1 pseudogene is annotated in these 541 nt (G+C 74.9%); it reads left to right on the forward strand.

Going from position 1 to position 541, the window contains the following annotated elements:
- Window positions 1-208, forward strand: a pseudogene (locus FNQ90_RS27925) (hypothetical protein); the annotation flags it as partial.
- Window positions 209-541 lie beyond the last annotated feature (333 nt).

The following is a 541-nucleotide window of genomic DNA, read 5'->3' on the forward strand; positions in this document are numbered from 1 at the left end:
CCCCACCCCGCGGGCGCCGGACGGACATCCCGCGCCGCGTCCCGTTCCCGCGCCGCCGCCATCCGCGCCGGGGGAGCGGACAACTCCGGCCCTCCCCGCACCTGGAGCGGCCTTCCCGGCGGAACTCTGTGAGCAGGCCGAGTTCCTCGGGGACCCGGTGCTCCCGTCCCGTTGTCGGGAGATCATGCCCACCGGCCCGGTGCGCTGACCCGTCTCGCCCGCAGGCGTGCCCGGGCCACCCCGGGGCACGGCACCACCCCGGCCCAATCGTCCCGTCGGATGTCCCGGACGGGGCCGGCGGGAGGCGACACGCCGCCGTCGAACAGCAGGTGCCCCGCGAATCGTCCCGGCACGTGATGGACTCGACGCCCGGAACCGCATCCCGGACCCCCACCCGAAAAACCCCCGCGGACAACCTTCGTGACCCTGCATCCGAACGCGGGGGTCGGACGGAAGCGGGAGCACCCGAGTACCACCGATGCGAGAGAGAGGAACCGTGACGCGCTCTGCCAGGGCCCAGGGCCACCCCCCGACCGGAACG

Origin of the sequence: Streptomyces alkaliphilus, assembly GCF_014141535.1 — a bacterium.
Taxonomy (GTDB): domain Bacteria; phylum Actinomycetota; class Actinomycetes; order Streptomycetales; family Streptomycetaceae; genus Streptomyces; species Streptomyces alkaliphilus.